This is a genomic window from Kribbella lupini, assembly GCF_039529595.1.
Lineage (GTDB): Bacteria > Actinomycetota > Actinomycetes > Propionibacteriales > Kribbellaceae > Kribbella > Kribbella lupini.
Genome location: NZ_BAAANC010000005.1, coordinates 147,694 through 164,024, shown reverse-complemented (window position 1 = coordinate 164,024; position 16,331 = coordinate 147,694). Strand labels below are relative to the sequence as shown.

At 66.2% G+C, this 16,331-nt stretch carries 12 protein-coding genes; 2 read left to right on the top strand and 10 right to left on the bottom strand.

Annotated elements, in window-relative coordinates:
* Positions 1 to 10: 10 nt before the first annotated feature.
* The 8 genes from ABD235_RS37350 to ABD235_RS37315 form a co-directional block, all read right to left on the bottom strand.
* Positions 11 to 1,444 (bottom strand): SCO6880 family protein, encoded by a 1,434-nt coding sequence (locus tag ABD235_RS37350; RefSeq protein ID WP_344182991.1) that lies wholly within the window; start codon positions 1,442 to 1,444, stop codon positions 11 to 13.
* Positions 1,441 to 2,724, bottom strand: a complete 1,284-nt coding sequence (locus ABD235_RS37345) for a TrbL/VirB6 family protein (RefSeq protein WP_486336036.1) — start codon at positions 2,722 to 2,724, stop codon at positions 1,441 to 1,443. The genes ABD235_RS37350 and ABD235_RS37345 overlap by 4 nt, the downstream gene beginning before the upstream one ends.
* Positions 2,725 to 2,737: 13 nt before the next feature.
* Complete coding sequence (locus tag ABD235_RS37340; protein ID WP_344182987.1) at positions 2,738 to 3,061, bottom strand: DUF6112 family protein; 324 nt, start codon at positions 3,059 to 3,061, stop codon at positions 2,738 to 2,740.
* Positions 3,062 to 3,102: 41 nt separating this feature from the next.
* A complete protein-coding gene (locus tag ABD235_RS37335) occupies positions 3,103 to 4,044 on the bottom strand; it encodes a CHAP domain-containing protein (RefSeq protein ID WP_344182985.1) in 942 nt (313 codons plus the stop codon).
* Complete coding sequence (locus ABD235_RS37330) at positions 4,041 to 4,640, bottom strand: hypothetical protein (RefSeq protein WP_344182983.1); 600 nt, start codon at positions 4,638 to 4,640, stop codon at positions 4,041 to 4,043. Before ABD235_RS37330 ends, ABD235_RS37335 begins: the two co-directional genes overlap by 4 nt.
* Before the next feature lie 207 nt (positions 4,641 to 4,847).
* Entirely contained in the window at positions 4,848 to 5,588 is a 741-nt protein-coding gene (locus tag ABD235_RS37325; protein ID WP_344182981.1) for a hypothetical protein, read from the bottom strand.
* Between the two features lie 104 nt (positions 5,589 to 5,692).
* Positions 5,693 to 6,784, bottom strand: coding sequence for a toprim domain-containing protein (locus ABD235_RS37320; RefSeq protein WP_344182979.1), 1,092 nt, complete (start codon positions 6,782 to 6,784; stop codon positions 5,693 to 5,695).
* A 445-nt stretch (positions 6,785 to 7,229) separates the two neighbouring features.
* A complete protein-coding gene (locus tag ABD235_RS37315) occupies positions 7,230 to 10,880 on the bottom strand; it encodes a YobI family P-loop NTPase (protein ID WP_344182977.1) in 3,651 nt (1,216 codons plus the stop codon).
* A 90-nt stretch (positions 10,881 to 10,970) separates the two neighbouring features.
* Here ABD235_RS37315 and ABD235_RS37310 point away from each other — a divergent pair, with 90 nt between their 5' ends.
* Both ABD235_RS37310 and ABD235_RS37305 read left to right on the top strand, forming a co-directional pair.
* Positions 10,971 to 11,534 (top strand): hypothetical protein, encoded by a 564-nt coding sequence (locus ABD235_RS37310; protein WP_344182975.1) that lies wholly within the window; start codon positions 10,971 to 10,973, stop codon positions 11,532 to 11,534.
* A gap of 1,156 nt (positions 11,535 to 12,690) precedes the next feature.
* Positions 12,691 to 13,647, top strand: coding sequence for a tyrosine-type recombinase/integrase (locus ABD235_RS37305; RefSeq protein ID WP_344182973.1), 957 nt, complete (start codon positions 12,691 to 12,693; stop codon positions 13,645 to 13,647).
* A 39-nt stretch (positions 13,648 to 13,686) separates the two neighbouring features.
* On the opposite strand, the gene ABD235_RS37300 is transcribed toward ABD235_RS37305, so the two are convergent.
* Entirely contained in the window at positions 13,687 to 14,895 is a 1,209-nt protein-coding gene (locus tag ABD235_RS37300) for an acyl-CoA dehydrogenase family protein (RefSeq protein WP_344182971.1), read from the bottom strand.
* Positions 14,895 to 16,211, bottom strand: coding sequence for an acyl-CoA dehydrogenase family protein (locus ABD235_RS37295; RefSeq protein ID WP_344182969.1), 1,317 nt, complete (start codon positions 16,209 to 16,211; stop codon positions 14,895 to 14,897). Before ABD235_RS37295 ends, ABD235_RS37300 begins: the two co-directional genes overlap by 1 nt.
* Positions 16,212 to 16,331: the final 120 nt, after the last annotated feature.

Sequence of the window (16,331 nt, the reverse complement as noted above, 5' to 3'; positions counted from 1 at the left end):
GCGCCGTGGTTCATCGCAGGCCCGTCCCGAACGGCAGGGTTGTCGCCAAGAACCCGTCGAGCTGCTGCCCGACCAGGCGGCGGAGGTCGATCAGAGCGCGGGCCGCGGCGATCTCCATCTTAGTGCAGGCCTCGTCAAGCTTCTCCTCGTTGTCGGCCGAGACCGCGAGCAGTCCGATCCAACGGACATCGCCGTGGCCCGCGGCAAGGTCCCTCTCGCGTTGGGCAACGTCGGCGTCGAGTTGCCGGTCCTCTTCGCTCTCTAGGCGGCCGATCTTGTTACGTGTCGCGCGCTCGGTGACCCGGTCGACCTGGTGGCGGCGAGCATCCCGCAGCGCCTTGGCGACCGGGATGGGTTGCAGAACCAGCGAGAACGTACGGCGTACTCCGGGCTTGAGCAGCAACGGGCCGAGGAAGGCAGGTGTTGCCTTCACGCGCGGCCATTCGGTGACGATGTAGACGCGGTGCATCGACGAGTCCGTCCGGAGGCGGTCCCACTCGGCGTCGATCGCGAGCGGCCCGGCGCCGGAAGGGTCGAGCGCTTCGAGGCTCGGCACGGTGCGGGTGGCGGCCGGGTCGAACGCGACGCGCAGACTCATCGCGAGCTCAGGAGCGTTCAGCCAGCACCCGGCAACGCCAGCTGCTCCTAACGCCATCTGGAAGCCGCGGGCTTCGGCTTCCAGGACGGTCATTGCGCCCGCGGCACCGCCGCCGTGCTTGCGGACCTCCCGAGAGACTGCGTCGAGGTCGAGGGTGAAGGCGAACAGCGTCTCGTGCTTGGCCGAAGCGGGAGCTGCGTGCCGGAGCAGGTCCTGGTAGATCGCTCCGGCCGGCTGCCGTGGATCGAGCCCCCGCTGCACGGCCCAGTTCGTGAGGCTATCTCCGGGGTCCGGGAGGGTCCGCTCGAGGATCTGGGCGCGGACGATCCGGTTGCTCTGGCACAGCCCGGCGATGAGTTGCCCGTACGCCGTGACGCGGCGATCTTGCTCGTCGGTGTTCTGCAGCAGGTGTGCCGGCCCTTCGATCCGCGCGACGGCCGTCAGCCGGCGGCGCCGCGGATCGTGAACCGCCGCGACGACCGCCTCGGTGTCGAGGATCCGCAACGTACCTTCAGACCCGGGCAGATGCAGCGAGCCATGGATCGTCGGCCGGGCGACCGACGCTCGATAGGACTGCTGTTTGCGGGCAACCCGAAGTGCGTGTGCGACGCGGAGCAGGATCCACCGGTACGACGGCAGGTCCTCGATGCGCGCCAGCGCGACCACGGCACAGCAGATCGATGCGGACAGGCCGGTCAGACGGCCCACGGAGCTCGCGTTGCTGATGATGTTCAGGACCAGCAGGACGGCCGCGAGTGCGAGGAGAGCGACCTGCATCGGCCGGAGTCCGAGCAGGACGGTATTGCGTTCAGGCCTGGGGAAGCGGGTCGCCATCGTGGTCGTCATCCGCGATCCTCTCTGCTGTCACTGGTCGAGTCATTGCGTGGCGTCCCGGTTGATGCATCGCCTGTCGGCGCAGCGCCGACCGACACCTCGCTGCTCGAGACAGCGATCGCGGTTGCTCCCTCTCCCCCACCAGACGGCGACGGTGCCGGCGCGGGGGCCTGCTGTGTGACCTCCGGCGCAGGCTCCGACGTCGAGGCGTCGGCCTCTCCGCCTCCGCGATCCGAAGATGTTCCCGCGGGACTCGAGGCATCGGCCTCTGCCCGGTCGATGATGGCCTCGCTGTCGTCGATTTGATCGGCGTCGTTGCCCACGACTGGCGATTCCTCCTTGTCGCCGGATGCACCGAAGTGCTCAGCACCCCAGTGGTGTGCCTTCTCGACGCCTTCCTTGGCGGCCGTGGCACCGATGGAGCCTTGCCGGATGGCCCGCGCGGCGCTGTGCCCCTGATCGCCTGCCCAGTGGATGAAGGAGAAGGTCGCGGCGGGCGCGAAGGCGGCCATCGCCACCAGCAGCACTCCGGCCAAGAAGGTGCTGAGGTTGGCCGGGTTGTTGCCCTGGTCCGCTGCACCGGTCGCCGAGAGTCCGAGCGCGAAGACCACCGCCATCGGGATCTTCGCGAACAGCAACGCGCCGATGAGTTCGATCCATCGCCGCAGCCAGTGCCGCGTCGCCGACCAGGTCCAGCTCGCCATCGCGAGCGGTGCGAACACCACGGTGGCGACCAAGGCCACCTCGATGAACAACAGCACGAAGTACAGCGCGAACAGGGACAAAAGCGCCAACAGCACCGCCAGCAGCAGGAACCCGCCCAGCGACGCCGTGGTCAGCAAGCTGCTGATATCGGTCAGCCGCTTCATGCCCTCCGCGGTCGCCCGGTTGCCCAGGATCGCCAGCGAGATCTCGTCAACCGCCGCGCCGCACGAGCTGATCACCGCGACCGCGAGCGGCACCCCCGCCGTACCGACCAGCGCTCCGACCAGCGCACGCCCTAGCCGGCCGGGCTCTCGATGGATCATGGCGGAGATGCACTGGAGGACGAACAAGATGACCAGGATCGGCAGCGAGATGGTGACGATGAGGCTCAGATTGCTCTGCCACCAATCCTGGTCGAAGCGGGGTGTCGTACCGCTGCTGAAGGTCTGAAAGACCGTCGCAGCCAGATCACCCAGCCCGTTCGCGGTCCACTTCAAGAACGACTCCCAGACCGAGTTCGCCGCCGAGCCACCGACGTCGGAGACGACGCAGCTGACCGGGTTGAGCAGGCAGTCGGACCAACTCATCGCGTCCCGCCTCTCAAACGACGGACACGCCGCTGAACCAGCGGATGATGGTGTTGGCTGAGCTGATCAAGATCGCCGCACCAGCGGCGATGAGGCAGCCAGTCTTCCCTTTGCCTGCATGGTGAGCGTTGTTGCTGAAGCTGCCCAACGCCCAAACCGCAGCCGAGATCACGAAGCCGGCAACACAGGCGACAAGCCCGAAGGTGACCAGTGCGCCGGCCATCTGCTTCAGCGCGGACAGTCCAGGAAGCCCATTGGAGTTCGGTGTCACACCGGGGTCTTGATTCGCAGTCCTGATCATGAGGTGGTCGCGCAGCGGCGCGAAGAACGCGGACATCGTCTATCCCTTCTCCGGCGATCGGTACGCCGAGATGGTGGTCAAACTGCAGATCGCTGATAGATCGGCGGCGCCCAGCCGAGGTAAGTCGCGCCCCACTCCGCCTCGATCGCGGTGAGCTCGACCAGATAGACGCCGCCTTCGCCGGGGAACTGGTCGCGGATGTCGTTCGAGACGATGCGGCCCGCGCCCACGTAGACCGCCACGTGCCCGTAGATCCCGCCGGTGTCCCAGAAGACGAGCGCGCCGAGAGGCGGCTGACGATCGAGATGCGCGTTGCCCGACGCAACCATCTGCGACCACTGCTCGGCGGCCGACACGTAGCCCGCCCGCGGCCGGCCCCAGATGTTGGCAGCGAGCCGAGCACAAAGCTGGTAGTAGCCGTGCTGCCCGACCAGACCCATCGCGCGGTTGACGGCGGCCCGTGCCCCAGGCAACTCCCCCGTGTCATTGGTCGGCGGAGGCTGGCACAACGACTCCGGCGACAAGCCGACGAGTTCCTGGGCCTGCGCGTACTTGGCCCGGTAGTTCCGGCCGTCGCGGAACGCCGACCGCTGGACCTCCTGAGCGGCCAGCCACGGATCCATTTCCATCCACCGCGGCACGTTGATCAGCGCCGTGTAGAACAGGACCGACGCACCCTCCGGATCCATCCGTACGGCGAGCGGGCCCCACCCATCACGCTGCTGGAACAGACCCCGAGAGTCCGGACCGGCCGCGTCACCGTGGTCGACGTTTCGCAGCGACGACTCCGTCAGCGCGGTCATCACCGCGATGACCTTGCCCTTCACATTGATCCGCAGTTGATCACCGGTCGCGACGACGACCGCCAAGTTCGACCGCTGCTCAGCATCGAGCGCGACGTGGCCGATGACCGGGTCCGGCGCGCAACTGCTCGTCCCTCCCCTGGCCGCCGCGATCGGCGGCACCACGAGCACCCCGAGTGCGAGGCAAGCTGCTGCGGCGACGGCCTTGAGGATCACAGCGGGCCTTCGGCCGATGCCGACCAGAATCGGCACTGCGGCGTACAGATCACCGCCACCGTCACCGAACGTTCAGCCATCCGCGGCTCGCCGTCGATCACGTTCGTCTGCCGGGCCCGTACGACGAAGCCGTGCCAACCGCGCGGCGTCTGCGGCATGCGCTGCAGCCGAGTCAGCTCCGGAGGCGTCTCGGCCGACACATCGCTCACGGTGGCCTTGCTGTCGTGCAGATCCAGCTGCTCCCACTGCCCGAAGCCAGGCAGCATGCTGCCGGCCACCCGGGGCGCGTCGGTGTCCATCGGGTCGGCGAACATCTTCACCGCGTTCTGCCAGTCGAAGTATCCGTGCACCGTGCTGTCGTAGGTCCAGATCGCCGTGGCGTACGCCGTTGCGTAGACCTTCGGATCGGTGGTGTTCGGCCGGTCCCAGGCCTTGAGGTACGGCGTCGCATCGGGCCCGCTCGGCTCGGCGGCGGAGACCTGCGGCGTCTCGTCCCCAGATCCCTGCCACCGCGCGACGGTCACGCTCACCAGCGCGACGACGCCCAGCACAACCACCACAACGATCGCGGCCTTCGAGCGAAGGATTCCTGCCATGTCAGCTTTCACCTCCAGGTCGGCGTACGAGGCGCCGCTGCAGCGACGCCTCGACCGGCGCCGGAATGATCCAGACAGCGCGCAGCACGCGCAGGTACAGGCGGGCCTGCCAGCGGTAGTACCGGACAAGCCAGTGAGTACGTCGGGGACTGTTTCTCGTCATACCGACCTCAACGGCTGAGCGATCGGCGGCTTGCAGCGCTGGCCTCACGCGGTCCTCGCTAGCCCGAATCCAGGCGCCTCGACGGCGCGGACGGCGGGAAGCCCGCTGCCGGTCCGCCCACCGCTGAAGCTCTGATCACGGCCGGCCGCAGCAGCAATCCACCTCCGGACGATCGCGTCCGCGAAGACCGCCTCACGGCGCTCCCCCACAGCCAGGCGGGCCAGCGCCGACCGGTTGGCCGCACCGCCACGCAACAACCACGCCATACCTTCGGCCTGACTACGAGAGGCTCCAGCGGTCAGCAGCCGATTCCGGATCGCCGATCGCTCGAACCGTGCGCCCTCGGTCGCCACGAGGAGCAGCCGTCTCGCCTCGCGCTCAAACAACCCTGCCTGGGCCAACTCTGCGCAGATCAGGTCGAGCGACGACCCGAGCTCCACGACTTGTCGCCGGTCGACGTGTTCGGGAACGACGTCGGTCAGCGGATGTCGCTGCCGCCGCAGCGCCTCTGCCCGTACGGCGTCAGCCAGTCGCCAACGGACGATGTTCGCCAAGAAGCCCCACGTCGCCATCCCCGTCTGGCGTTCCGCCAGCAACCTGCACCGCTCCCAGGCAATGACCCGCGCCCTCTGCGCCGCCTCCTCAGCCCCGAGAGCGGCCCGTGCCCGGCTGGGAAGAAAGGCGACGATTCTTTCCTCAATGCCATGGGCAAGTCGTTCCGACGCGGCCGGCGCCCAATCCGATGCCGCGGCATCGGTAAGCAGTTTCTGCAGTTCGACTGTCACTGTTCGCTCCCATATTCGCTGTGTGCGATCTGTGGGAACAAAGCTGCTTTCCGGCAACCACTCTTAGAACCGGGATCTGCAATCCAAGGATTCCTGGAAGAGCCTCACAAACCGATGCTCGGCAACGACGGATCAACGTCGGCCGCGAGGCTCAACCCGCCACGCGCACGACGCCGCGCCGGCCTCGGCCCGACCGCGTCCAGAACCTCCCGCGACACGGTCGTCGCATCGAGATCCAGTACCCGTGACAACCGACCGATCTCGTCCGAGACCAGAGGCGTCGGAAGCTGCGCGACAAACCCGGCAACAGCCCTCAACGCGCTCACCCGCCCGATGGCGTGATCCAGCACCCGAGTCCAGCGCCCCAACTCCAACTCGATCGCCAGGCTCGCAAGCGGGCGGGTGTTCTCGAGCTGTGCCCGAAGCCAACGGACGCCATTGCCCAGCTGCAGTATCTGCGATGGATCTCGCTCATGCGGCAGATCGGCCACCAGCACATGCCTGAAAGCCTCAGACAGCGGATCAAGATGCCGTACCGCAGCCGGCCGACCCGCCGCGTCGCCGTCAAAGGCAACGATCACCGTGTCCGACACCGAGTAGTGCCGCAACATCGCGATCTGCTCAGTCGACCAGCTGGTACCGCCGCTGGAAACGCCACACCACTGCCGGCGCCGGTTGCTGCAGGCACTGACCGACACCGCATCAAAGGTGCCCTCGACAAGCACCGGAGTCGCCCCCAGCGCCAACTGCCGATGCTGCTCGGCGACTCCGAACAACGTCCGGCTCTTGCGGTAGATCGACGTCGTCGACGTGTTCAGGTACGTCGCGATTCCGCCTCGACCCCTGCCGATGAAGCCAACCGGCTGAAGGTTCGCGTCGTACTCAGTGAACATGATTCGATCCCGAAACCGATCGATCACATACCCGCTGTTGGTCACCACCGCCAATCCCGCGGCAATCATGGTTCGCTCGTCGAATCCCTGCGATCGCAGGTGATCTGTCAGGTGGGACCATGCATCGGGCGCGTAGCCGATCTTCCACCGTGAGCCGGGCTCCAGCACTTGTCCGAGTCTGCGTGCTCGTAGGTGGCGAGCAACCCACCCCACTGGACGCAGCGACAGCTCCTCACGGTAGTACCGAATAGCCGACTTATGAGCCGCCACCAGCAGCTCGTCGTCTTCTCTACTTCCCTCCATACAGCTCCCTTGACAGGCCGACTCAGCGCCGGAGACTGACACTCGTCAGTCCACCGTGAGCGTCGATCTACCGCGGAGGAACCTGGATTCGAATCCCATGACTCCTGGATTCATCAGGCCCTACCGTTTCTCGCGAACCGCGCGTGCTCGGCCAAATTTAGGTACGTGCTGTGTGCGACATGGCCGTTCACGTCGAGTTCGCAGTACCGCGCGTCGACATGCACGCTCGTGCTGGGCAGCAAGAGGCCTTGATCCAAGACGGCCATCGCTTCACCCCGTTGTTCATGCGTTCCTGCAGTGACGTCCTGATTGTTCCGCGCCGATTGACGTCCGAATGATGCTTCGTGCGCACGGCCCCCGCCCTGGAGGGCGGGGGCCGTGCGCACGGTCGCGGTAAAGATCAGCGGTGGGTGAACTCCGGCTTGCGCTTCTCGATGAAAGCCGCTCAGGCGACCTTGACGCTGATCACCGGGTTCTTGCCGCGGCGAACTGTCAGCTTCGCAAGCCGACCGGCGGCCTGAAGGCGGTTCAGCACGGCGGCGTGATGAGTGTCCTTCAGAAGGTCGAACTCAGCCGAGGGGGTTGCGAGGTGTCGGTACTCGCCTCCGAGCGTGACGAGGATGGAGATGACTTCGTCGGGGGTGGGCGATGCGTGCTGGTCGATCAGTTGCATCACCAGGACCGCATCGCTGGTGGCACTCGCAATCCTGGTCAGCAGGCCAACATCCAGGGGGATGCCCTCCTCGGCAGCGAACATCCCCACGGCGCGGAGCGCCGCGATGTGAGCACTGGGCACGAATTCGTTCAACCGAGCAAGGACGGCCTGCTTCACCGCCTTGTCAATGCTCGGAGCGAAGAACAGTTTCGCGACCATATCCTCATCGAGCAGATCCGGAGCGACGAAGTCGGCGAACTTCTTCGAACGCTCGATCCCGTAGCGGAGGGTCTCCCAGTCGCTCATGTGGAATCGGCGGAAGAGCTCCGCCGTGTCGTCGCACACCACCTCATCAATCAACTCGCCCAGAAGATGACCATCCTCCGGCTCGACCTGCGTCGGCGTCAGCCACTGCTCGAGGTCGAGTGAGACGACCAGGTCGACTCGCTGGTGAGGGTCCGGTATCGAGACGGACGCCTTCAGGATCTGTTCGGCAAGGCGAATCTTGAGGTGGGGATCGACGCCAGATTGACTGACATCGACCGCGCCCGCGTCGACCAGCACGTGGGCAAGGTCGTGATCGATTCCCCCGACTTCCTCCAGGTAGACGACGACGTTGTTTAGAGTCGCCGGGAAGCGCCGGGTCACCGCGAGAGCCGACCAGAGTCCAGCTGGCACATCGGTGAGATCCGAGACCAGACACCCAGCAGCAGCGTCACGGCACAGACTGACGACAAACTCGTCTTCCCAGGTTTCGAGCCGCGCGACGACCTCGGTAAACCTGGCTGCTTCGATGACCGTTGCCGTGGTCGCCTTGTCGGCCTGGACCGCGGCCAGGTAGTCACTTGGGTTCTCGATGCAGTCTTCGAAGATGCCGGGCGAGACGGCAGCGATCATGTCCAGGCTGAGCGTTCGAGGCTCTCCGAGCGCAACCCGAAGATTGTTCGCAGTCAGGGCATAGATATCTGCGTCGACCACCATCGGCACGACGACCGGATCCAGAACATCTAGATCGGAAACCACAACACCCGCGCGGGCGATCTCCCTCACCGCGCTGATTGCGATCACCTCCTCAGCAGGCTCGACCAGATACCTCAACTGCGAGTAGCTGCGCTGGAGGTACTCCTCCACCGCTCCGGTGAGCGAGAAGTGATTCTCACGCAGGGCATGGCCGATGGCTTCGTTGACCAACTCCAACCGTCGATCAGAAGCAAGGTAGCTCTTGACCAGCCGGTCGAGGAGCGACGTCCAGGATGCAGCGAGACGACGAACGGCCTGTCGGGCTTGTCCCCCCTCGCTCAGATACGTCTCGAAGAACGCCGAGGCGCTCGAGCCTTCGTTGCGGGCAATGCGCCCCAAGACGACGTCGGCGCCGTAATGATTTCTCTCGAGCAGGTAGTCCAACAGCGCGATGTTGTAGGCACAGTCCTGATCGAGGAATCTCGCCTTCGTCTCTCGCAGAACGCTCGCGATGTCTGCGGGATCCGGGAACTGGTAGTTGGCGTCAGGGATGTTGGGCTGCACGTGCTGAACGATGAAGGTCATCGCAGGCATCGAAACCCGGTCGCCATAGTACTGAGCCACGTAGAGCGCAAAGTTCTGGTCGATGAAGCCTTCCCGGACCAGGTCCCGCGCGACCTCCGACTTCAGAGTGGTCTTCAGGATCTCGTTGAACGACTGTTCCTGTTCATCGCGGGAGATGGTGAAGCTGGTTCTCCATGCGAGGTCAGCGAAGTCGGCTCGCCGAAGCTCCACAATCTCGAGCAGGAGGTCCGCATGCTCAGACTTCAGAACTTCGCTCTCACGCGCATCCCACTTGGTCGATGCCGTCTCGCCCAAAAGCAGCTCCCGAAGATCCTTGACCTGGATCCTTATCGACTGGGGCGCCTGGTAGGGCGCCGTGAGGGCCACAATGACGGCGTCGCCGTTCTCGAACACTGCCCGCCAGAACGGCTCGGTGCGGATCACGGCCGGCTCGAAGGACTGACCACCCACCGCGAAGCTCCCCAACTGGAGGCCAGACAAAGCCGCCGACGTGCGGAACATGTCGACGAACTGCTCCAGCTTCGCTCCGTAGTCCACCGCCTTCTCCGCCAGCGTGTCGGCCAGCGCTTGCGAATCCGCGATTCTTCGCAGGCGAGCGCGCCGTACAGCGAGGGAGTGGTTCACCAGGTCTCGGCTGGCTCGATAGAGCTTGTCAAGGTTGCTGCGGCCGAGTTGGACCTCTTCGAAGTCCGCCAGGTGGATGTTCTTGTAGACCATCATCGCGAACACCTGGTCCGGGCGGAGTTTGTCGATGCCTTGTTTGCGTGTGATGAGGCGGTCAGAGAAGACCGCGTACTCGTTGCGGATGTTCTTCAGCAGGCGCATGTCGGTGATGTGGCGGGCGGTGAGGTCGATCAGCTCGGGACTCACCGGGACGAGGGACTCGTCCGCGAGGAGCTTCGCCAGGAGGTCGCGGGACGTGCGGTGGGTGATGAACGGGACGACCGGGACGACGAGATCGAAGAACTTCGTCCGGTTCGCCCGGACCGCTTCTGCGCTGGCGGCGTCGTCGCCGATCTCGACGGTGTCGTGGCCGAGCTGCTCGAAGATGCTGTCCTTGAGCGCATAGATGAACAACACCTTCTTCTCACGAGACGCCAGAGCGGCGTTGAGCAGGGCGTTGAGCTCGCGCAGTGCTTCGAAGATCTGTGGGTCGTTGAACCTGTCCAGGTCTTCGAAGACAACGACATCGGTCGAGACCGTCTGGAAGTAGTAGACGATTTCGTCGAGGTACTCGTCGAAGTAGCTGGCTTCCTTGTCGGTCAGCGAGATCGTGGCTCCAGCCGCCGACACCGACGAGACCACCCGGTTGTGGACCGCGAGACGTACGAAGGTCAGGGCACCGATCGCCAGCGATCCGAACGCGACCAGCGCGATGATCTTTCCGACGGTCCCGTCGACAACCGGCAGGTCGGCGAGCTTCGGGAAGACCCCCAGGAACCACAGAAGGCCGCCCAGCACTCCGAGCTGGGCGGCGGACCCGAGTACTGCTCGCCGGACGCTCAGAGGGACGATCCGGCGGTATCGAGACTGCGGAAGCTCGCTGGGCGGCCGACTGTGCAGGAGCTGCTTCACGAGCTCCTTCTCGATCTGGTTGGTCGAGGACTCGTCCGCCTCCGCCGGGCCGAGCGTCGACAGCGACAGCATCAGGACGCGATCGGAGTGCAGCTCATTGAGCTTCTGCAGGACGCTGGATTTACCCGCGCCGTAACGGCCGGTGAGCGCGATGTTCCGGATCGCGGGCTTGTCCAGCGCCGCGACCAGGCGGTCGACGTACTCCTGGTGCTGGTCCGGGTCGAACACCGGGGTCAACGGGACCAGCGCAGGCGGGGCTGGAGCCTTCACTAGCTTCGGCTGCTCCTTGCCTCTGTTCTTGATTCGGCTGATCAGCCCCATCGTGCAGTCCCCTCGATACCGCAGAGCCCCCGTCGTACGGCCCCGAACTGGACAGGATCATGCCAGCTCCCGCCGACAGTTTCCCGACTATTGCACTTCGATCTCCATCGACGAGATCGCAAATCGGCCAAGGAGCAGCGACGTTCGGCCGCGAAGGGCACCGCCGAGGAGACCGCGGACGAGATCGTCGAGACCGAGCGGATCATGCGCGAGGTCAAGCGCGACATCAACCGTTCCGGCCTGACGCTGGTCGAGGACCACCCGCGCCTGCTGGTCAGCGCGGACACCCGCGAGGACCTCGAGGCGTACGTCGACGCCGTCATCGCGCACTACGCCGACCGCGGCATCACCGTCGCCGCCGGCGCCGACGAGCAGCGCGACCTGTGGCTGGAGTCGCTGCCCGGCGACCAGCTCCGGGTGCCCGACCTCGGCCACGTCCGGGAGTCGACCGCGTTCTTCGGTTCCTGGTTCTGGGGCGGTGCATCGATCGGTGACGCCACCGGCCCCTCGATCGGGTACCTGACCGGCTCGACGCTCGGCGACGCGACCACCACCCTCTTCCTCGGCCGCTCCGGCCGAGGCAAGACGACCGCCGCGATGCTCGGTGGCCTCGACTCAGCCTTCGCCGGCGCGCCCTCGGCCGCTCGTCGCTGACCACGACCCAGGCCTTGGGGCCGTTCCTGCTCGGCGATCACCGGCTGCCGCAGCAACCGGGTCTCGCCGGCCGTCGCCAGCCCGGTGATCTCCGGGTGCCCGTTGAGCAGCCAGGCCGTCGCGGCCGTGATGTAGCGCTGCTCGTCGAACGGCCGGTACCAGGTGCTGTACGTCTTCTCCTCGCCGTCGGTCCAGTTCCGCCGGGCGATCATCTCGATCGTCATCAGCGCCGCGTCGGAGGCCTGCACGGCCTCGACCAGCGCCGCGTAGTCGTCGGCGTACTTCGAGTCGGTCGAGAGCCGGTAGTTCAGCGGCGTCAGCACCGAGTCGAAGTCGAAGCGCCGCAGCCCCTCCCGGTGCACCGCCGGCGCCTGGTCGGTGTGCCTCGACTACTCATCGTGAACTCTCCGCGGTCTTGACTCTTATCCACAGCCCATTTGGAGAAAGTCCGGCGATTGAGGAGAGAATTCTCTTCAATGATCGGAATAGCGCACCTTCTAGCGCACCTCTTTCAGCGACCACCAGCCACAACCGTTGATCATCCTCAACAGGCCAACGCTGACAAAAGCGCAGGTCACAGCTACTTTCGCCGAGCGACGGACATCAACAACAAACACGGCACGCAAACCAGCGGGTTCCGGGTTCGAGCTCCGCGACGGTGCTAGGACCCGAGGTCGCGGAGCTGAGCGCTGCGGACCTGATGCCAAGTGTCTTCGTTTGGCGCTCCCGAACCAGGTCGTCAAAGACTCGGCCGCTCACACGTTGAACCTCGTCGGGTTCACGAGGTGGGAGATGGTCGATGGCGTTTGCCAAGGATCAATGGACGAGGGCCGTCGCTCAGCCAGACGGGTCGATCAAGCGGGAGCGGAACGACACGCGGTGGGGGCGGGGGAAGCGGTGGCTGGGAGTTTGGACCGATCCGAACGGGCAGGAGCGGTCCAAGGCGTTCGATACGAAGACCGAGGCGATGCGGTACGCCTCGGGGAAGGAGACGGACCGGGATCGGGGGGACTACCTCGATCCGAACGCGGGCAAGGTGCGCCTCGCGGAGGTCTGGGAGCGGTGGATCAAGTCGCGGACGATCGATCCGTCCAGCGAGATCCAGTACGAGTCCAAATGGCGGCTGCACGTCGGGCCGACGTTCGGGAAGCGGATGGTGAAGAGCATCCTGCCGTCCGAAATCGCAGTGTGGCTGACCCAACTGATCGAGACGTACGGACCATCGACGGCCCGGAGCGCCTTCCTGGTCCTGAACGGGTGTCTGGAACTCGCGACAGCCGACGAGCTGATCAAGCGCAACCCGGCTCGGTCACGCACCGTCAAGAAGCCGGCGAGGCGGTTCTCCAAGGTCGTCGCCTGGAGCGACGACACGGTCGAACGCATCATCGCGGCACATCCGGGGCGGTACAGGCTCGCGCCGACTGTCGGTTCGGCTGCGGGACTTCGGCAGGGAGAGATCTTCGGGCTGTCGGTGGAGGATTTCGACTTCGACGAAATGGTGATCCGCGTCCGTCGGCAGGTGAAGCGGCTCGGGAAGGAGTGGGTCTTCGCGTTGCCGAAGAACGACAAAGAGCGGGAGGTGCCGCTGCCGCCGCGACTGGCGGGTCTGGCTAAAGAGCACCTCGAGACCTTCGGTACGACGCTCATCTCGATGCCGTGGGAGCGAGTCGACGGCGACTTGCAGGAGCACGAGCTCCTCTTCGCCTGGTCCGACGGCCGAGCTCTGCATGCAGACCTCTACAACCTCCTGGTCTGGAAACCGGCCATCTCCGCGGCCGGTGTCATTCCGCCGCCCGAGAGGGATGCTCGCGGACGGCGTCGGTACAAGTCCGACAACACGACCGGCATGCATGCTCTGCGGCACTATTACGCGAGCGTGACTCTGTCGGACGGGATCAACATCAAAGAACTCTCGGAGTACCTTGGACACCACGATCCGGGGTTCACGCTGCAGATGTACACCCACATGCTGCCCTCGTCACACGAACGCGCTCGCCAGGCGGTAGATCGCCGGCTCGCGCGACTCGATCTGCGGCTCACGGAGCAGCGACGGAGCAGACTCCAGATCGGGCCCGAGTACGAACCCCCAGACAACGGTCCTAGCCTGCTCTAAAAAGGCTTCCCAAACGGCGAGATCCCCTCTATTTACAAGCTATTTCAGCTCCGCCGAGGTCTTCCCGAGCAGCCGTCGCGCGACGATCAGCTGCTGGATCTGCTGGGTGCCTTCGAAGATGTCCAAAATCTTCGAGTCCCGGGCCCACTTCTCCAGCAGTTCGTGTTCGGAGTAGCCGAGGGAGCCGGTGAGTTCAACGCAGCGCAGGGTGATGTCGTTCGCGGCACGGCCTGCCTTGGCCTTGGCCATGGAGGCCTGCAGCGAGTTGGGGCGGCCGTTGTCGGCCATCCAGGCGGCTTGGAGGGTGAGCAGGTAGGCGGATTCCCAGTCGGCTTCGAGCTGAAGGAACGTTGCGGCGGCCGCAGGCTGCAGGTGGACCGAGCGGTCGTAGTCGATCTCGACTCCGGCGTCCGCGAGCAGGTCGCGAGTGACCTCCAGCGACGCCCGCGCGCAGCCGACAGCCATGGCGGCGACCAGCGGGCGGGTGTTGTCGAAGGTCTGCATGACGCCCGCGAAACCCTTGTCGGGGTCGACGTCCGGGGAGCCGAGCAGGTTCTCCGCGGGGACCCGGCAGTTGGTGAGCCGGATCGTGGCGGTGTCGGACGAGCGGATGCCGAGCTTGTGCTCGACGCGTTCGACGGTCAGCCCGGGCGTGTCCTTCGGTACGACGAACGACTTGATCGCGGCCCGGCCGAGCGACTTGTCGACGGTGGCCCAGACGACCACCGCGTCGCAGCGGGCGCCGGCGGTGACGAAGATCTTCTCGCCGTCGATGACGTAGTGGTCGCCGTCGCGCCGCGCGGTGGTCTGGATGTTCGCCGAGTCCGAACCACAGCCGGGTTCGGTGATTGCCATCGCGGCCCACACGCCCTCGAAGCGGCGCAGCTGCTCGTCGGAGGCGACCGACGCGATCGCCGAGTTGCCCAGGCCCTGCCGCGGCATCGACAGCAGCAGGCCGACGTCGCCCCAGCACATCTCCATGATCGACAGCACCGACGACATGTTCGAGCCGTTCTTGACCTTGGAGTCGTCGACCTCAGTACGCCGTACGCCGCTCGCTCCCGCGCCCGAACCGGTCCCGCTCGCGCCCAGCCCGTCGACCAGCGCCGCCAGCAGGTCGAGCTCCTTCGGGTACTCGTGCTCGGCCAGGTCGTAGCGCCGCGAGTTCGGCCGCAGCATCTCGGCCGCGACCTGGTGGGCCTGGTTGACGAAGGCACGGAACTTGCGGGGGGTCTCCAGGTTGATCATCAGACCAGCACCGCACCTTCCATCACGCCGACGGCCCGCAGGTCGCGGTACCACCGCTCGACCGGGTGTTCCTTGACGAAGCCGTGCCCGCCGAGCAGCTGGACGCCGTCGGTGCCGATCTGCATGCCCTTGTCCGTGCACAGCCGCCGCGCCAGCGCGACCTCGCGCGCGAACGGAAGCCCTTGCTCAGCCCGCGATCCGGCCCGGTAGGTGACGAGCCGCATCCCCTCCAGCTCGATCGCGATGTTCGCCACCATGAACGCGACCGACTGCCGGTGGCTGATCGGTTCGCCGAACGCCGTCCGCTCGTTCACGTACGGCGTGACGTAGTCGAGCACCGCCTTCGCCGTACCGAGGCTCAGCGCGCACCAGCCGAGCCGCGACAGCCGCACGCAGTCGGCGTAGTCCTCCAGGGTCCCCAACCGCACAGCCGGTACGTCGTCCAGCAGCACCCGGCTGAGCGAGGCCGCACGCAAACCCATCGACGGCTCGGCCTCGATCGTCACGCCGGGATGCTCGGACTCGACCAGGAACAGCGACGGCCCCTGGTCCTCCAGCTGCGCCGCGATCACGAAGACCTCGGCCTCGGCGCCGCGCGGGACGAGCGACTTCACGCCGTTCAGCAGGTACCCGGTGCGCTGCCGCGTCGCCCGCGTCTTCAGCGTGAACGGGTCGAACAGCGGCCGTGGCTCCACGATCGCCAGCGCGGCGGCCGGCACGTTCTCGCCGGTGAAGGCCGGCAGGTACGTCGCCTGCTGCGTCTCGTCGCCCCACAACGAGATCGCCGTGCTGACCGCGGCCGGCGCGAGACACGCGACCGCCTGGCCCATGTCGCCGTGCGCCATCGCCTCGGCCACCAGCACGCCGGTCATCGCGGACCGTTCGGTGACGATCCCGCCCAGCTCCTCGGGCACCTCGATCAGGCTCAGCCCGAGCTCGGCGGACTGCCCCAGCACCTTCGGATCCGTCGCTCCCGCGGTGTCCGCGTCAGCCGCTCCGGGCCGCAGCACCTCGGCGGCGAACTCGGTCACCACCCCGACCACCATCTGCTGGTCGTCGGTCGGCGTCAGATCGAATCGCCCGGTCCCCTTCGCCGAGGGCAGCCGGGCCGGCTTGCCGAGCTTCGTCGCCGCCGTGAAGCTCCTGCTCAGCGCTCCAGCCGTCCGGAACCCGGTCCGGGTCGCCTCGAACACCACCCGCTCGGTCTGCTTCCGCAGCCCCAGCCGGTCGATCGCCCGCCACCTGGCCAGCCTGTTGAGCAGCGCGACGCCGTACCCGATCGCGTCCCGCCCGGTGCGCACCGCCTGGTCACTCATGCGGCAACTGTAAACCGAAGTTACAACCCAAGTCACGCGACGGCGGCTCAAGCTGTGGACAACACGTTGGCCGTGCTGCCGAGTCCAAGCCGTCCCGCTGCGGGCACGCCTCCCCGCAGG

Bases quoted from the DNA above. Each gene is read 5' to 3' on its own strand.
- ABD235_RS37330 (WP_344182983.1), bottom strand. From the start codon at position 4,640: ATGGCAGGAATCCTTCGCTCGAAGGCCGCGATCGTTGTGGTGGTTGTG.
- ABD235_RS37345 (WP_486336036.1), bottom strand. From the start codon at position 2,724: ATGAGTTGGTCCGACTGCCTGCTCAACCCGGTCAGCTGCGTCGTCTCC.
- ABD235_RS37320 (WP_344182979.1), bottom strand. From the start codon at position 6,784: ATGGAGGGAAGTAGAGAAGACGACGAGCTGCTGGTGGCGGCTCATAAG.
- ABD235_RS37295 (WP_344182969.1), bottom strand. From the start codon at position 16,211: ATGAGTGACCAGGCGGTGCGCACCGGGCGGGACGCGATCGGGTACGGC.
- ABD235_RS37340 (WP_344182987.1), bottom strand. From the start codon at position 3,061: ATGTCCGCGTTCTTCGCGCCGCTGCGCGACCACCTCATGATCAGGACT.
- ABD235_RS37350 (WP_344182991.1), bottom strand. From the start codon at position 1,444: ATGACGACCACGATGGCGACCCGCTTCCCCAGGCCTGAACGCAATACC.
- ABD235_RS37315 (WP_344182977.1), bottom strand. From the start codon at position 10,880: ATGGGGCTGATCAGCCGAATCAAGAACAGAGGCAAGGAGCAGCCGAAG.
- ABD235_RS37300 (WP_344182971.1), bottom strand. From the start codon at position 14,895: ATGATCAACCTGGAGACCCCCCGCAAGTTCCGTGCCTTCGTCAACCAG.